Annotated in this window: 3 protein-coding genes; all 3 read left to right on the top strand. The window is 61.3% G+C overall.

What is annotated here, in order from left to right; genetic code table 11:
- On the top strand, positions 1–491 hold a 491-nt coding region (locus tag QOC89_RS24995), incomplete at its 5' end, for an acyl-CoA dehydrogenase family protein (RefSeq protein WP_323047464.1).
- 7 nt (positions 492–498) lie between these two features.
- On the top strand, positions 499–948 hold the full coding sequence (locus tag QOC89_RS24990; RefSeq protein WP_323047463.1) for a YchJ family protein: 450 nt from the start codon (positions 499–501) through the stop codon (positions 946–948).
- Positions 949–1,540: 592 nt separating this feature from the next.
- Positions 1,541–2,851, top strand: a complete 1,311-nt coding sequence (locus tag QOC89_RS24985) for a dienelactone hydrolase family protein (protein WP_323047462.1) — start codon at positions 1,541–1,543, stop codon at positions 2,849–2,851.
- The last annotated feature ends 308 nt before the right edge of the window (positions 2,852–3,159 follow it).

Genomic DNA, 3,159 nt, shown 5'->3' with positions numbered 1-3,159 from the left:
ATTGCCGCGTGCCGGCCGCGAATCTGATTGGCGCGGAAGGCGAAGGCTATCGGATTGCGCTATCGGGGCTCGAAGGCGGCCGCATCGGAATCGCGGCGCAAAGCGTCGGCATGGCGCGCGCCGCGTTCGAGGCGGCATTGGCCTATGCCAGGGAACGCGAGAGTTTCGGCCAGCCGCTGTTTTCGCACCAGGCCGTGCAGTTCCGCCTCGCCGATATGGCAACCCAACTCGAAGCGGCGCGTCAGCTGATCTGGCACGCGGCCTCACTGAAAGACGCCGGCCAGCCCTGCCTGACGGAAGCCGCGATGGCCAAGCTGTTCGCGTCTGAAGCCGCGGAGCGCATCTGCTCGGCAGCCTTGCAGATTCATGGCGGCTACGGCTATCTGAGCGACTTCCCTGTCGAACGCATCTACCGCGATGTCCGCGTGTGCCAGATTTACGAAGGCACCAGCGACATCCAGAAAATTTTGATCGCGCGCGGCCTCGGCTGAAAGTCTGATGAATAAGCAACTGTTGTCAACGCAACGACTCTCCGAGTGCCCCTGCGGCGGCGCCGCGCCTGATCAACGTAATGGCGCCAAAGCACCGCGTTTCGAACAATGCTGTGGGCGCTATATCGACGGCGCTGAAACGGCGCCGCGTGCGCTCGAACTGATGCGCTCGCGTTACAGCGCATATGTTGTCGGTGCAACCAATTATTTGCGCGCCACCTGGGCGCCGCACACCTGCCCCATGGATCTCGACGCCGACCCTGCGGCTCCCGACGCGCCGCGTTGGCTCGGACTGCAGATCAAGGCCTTCGTCGAAATCGACGCCGCTCATGCCACGGTCGAATTCGTCGCACGATACAAGGCAGGCGGCCGCGCCCACCGGCTGCACGAGTTGAGCCGCTTCGTACGAGGCGAAGACGGACGCTGGCGCTATGTCGATGGCGACGTGAGCGAATAACCCAAGCCTTTCAAAGCCTTACACAACGCAGCGACGCAGCGACGCCGATCGCGCCGTGACTACATATGGCCCTCAAACGAGGGCTTTTTTTCGTGTCGGCTCGACACCACAAGCGCGCGTGTTGCGACATGTTACTTCGTGCAGCCAAGCACTGCGCGACGGGCGTTATGCCGCCTTCCGGCGGGCAAATAGGGTGTGCTTCACCTACGGCGATTTCCTCGTCGCGGGTTCTCCTTGATTGCACAAAACAAAATTGTCGTGCCAGGATGAGGCCGTAGGTTCATGACGTCACGTTGCGAGAACTGGTCCATACCGCTTCCGCAAATGCGCAGGCGCCCTGCCGATAGCCTTCAGTAAGGGGTCGACAGCGGTTCCGGGCAGCAGATGTGGCGTTCATCATCGGCGCGTGGGGTCGCGTCGGCCGTTTGGGTTCATCCCGTGCGATCTCGATTAGCGTGCGTGCGCCTGGCGCACTCCGTACGCGAGTGTGTTTTTGTGTGTCGAAACACCGCCGAAAGGCAGTTGTCAGAAATGACATTCGACACACAAGGCATCACGCTGTTCAGGGCAGGTTTTGGAGGCAGGTGCGTCAATGGTGTTCAGCAAGGTTCTGACGAAGTGTGCGGTGACGTGTGCAACGGCGATATGCGCTGTCGCACTCGCGCATGCCGACCCGCTCGCCGACACCCAGGCGGGGCCTCTCGCTCGCGCACAGGTGCCGCGCATCGCGCTCGACGACGACGTCTATCTCCCCAGCGCCGGCCTCAACGAACAGATCATCCGCGTGCCGGTCGACGCTGCCGGGACGGTCACGCTCGAAACGACGATCTACAAACCGGACGGCCCAGGTCCGTTTCCGATGATCGTTTTCAACCACGGCAAGATTCCAGGCGACCCGCGCACGCAGGAGCGCAGCGACCCGATGCCGTTCGCGCGCGAATTCGTGCGCCGCGGCTACGTGGTGGTGGCGCCGAACCGCCAGGGCTTCGGCCATTCCGACGGCACTTATCAGCAGGATGGTTGCGACGTTGCACGTAACGGCGTCGGCCAGGCTGGCGACGTGGCCGCGACGATCGATTTCATGTCGAAGCAGCCGTACGTGGACGCGACTCACATCGTGGTCGCCGGCACGTCGCACGGCGGCCTTGCGACGATGGCGTACGGCCCCGAGGCTGCACCGGGCGTGCGGGCCTTGATCAATTTTTCGGGCGGTTTGCGGCAGGACGCGTGCACCGACTGGCAGGCCAATCTGACGCGCGCATTCGGCACGTATGGCGAGAAAACCAGGGTGCCGTCGCTGTGGCTGTATGGGGATAACGATTCAGTGTGGACTCCGCCCCTGGTGGCCGGCATGTTTGCCGCGTATGCCGCGCACGGCGCGAGCGCGAAGATGGTGGATTTCGGCAACTACAAGAATGACGCGCATCGGCTCGTGGGCGATCGCGACGGCGTACATGTGTGGTGGCCAGCGGTCGAGGCGTTCCTTGCTCAGGCGGGGATGCCTACCGGCGTGCAATACCGGGTCGCTGATCCTTCGGCGCCGAAGGCGAGTGGGTTTGCTGCTGTCGATGCGGTCGACTCAGTGCCGTTTGTGGATGAAGCGGGCCGCAACGGGTATCGGAATTTTTTGCACCAGTATCCTAGCCGGGCTTTTGCTGTGTCGGATTCGGGTGCCTGGTCGTGGGCTGAAGGCGGTGATAATCCGATGTCGGTTGCCATTGCTAATTGCCAGAAGCAGAGTTCGGCGCCCTGCCGGTTATATGCGGTTGATAACTCCGTTGTATGGGGGAGGGGGTCTTCGCAGACGGCGGATTCTGCTTCCTCGTCCTCTTCGCCTTCCTCCTCCTCTTCCTCTTCTTTAGGGGTTGATAATGGGCGGCGGGCTATTGCTAGTCGGAATTAACAATTAAGGTTGGGGTTGGCTGCTCATGCTTGTTTGTCTGTTTGTCTGTTTGCCTACGGCGTTGGCCTTTCCTTGCTTTGTTATTGGTGTATTAGCGTCGCCCCTGTGCGGGGCAGGCACCTACTTTTCTTTGCCTGCCGCAAAGAAAAGTAGGCAAAAGAAAGCGGCTCACCCCGCTAATTTGTATTGAACTAGACTAAATCTGACAGTGGTCGGTTTCTCGTGCTGTTTGCGCTGGCGCGAAGGGCGTAGCCCGGAGCGACAATGCAAACAGCAAACCGCAAGGAGTCCGCCATGACTCAGGAACA

Source organism: Paraburkholderia sp., assembly GCF_034668105.1.
Lineage (GTDB): Bacteria > Pseudomonadota > Gammaproteobacteria > Burkholderiales > Burkholderiaceae > Paraburkholderia.
The sequence above is the reverse complement of the archived record's forward strand: the minus strand, read 5'-3'. Positions and strand labels throughout refer to the sequence as shown.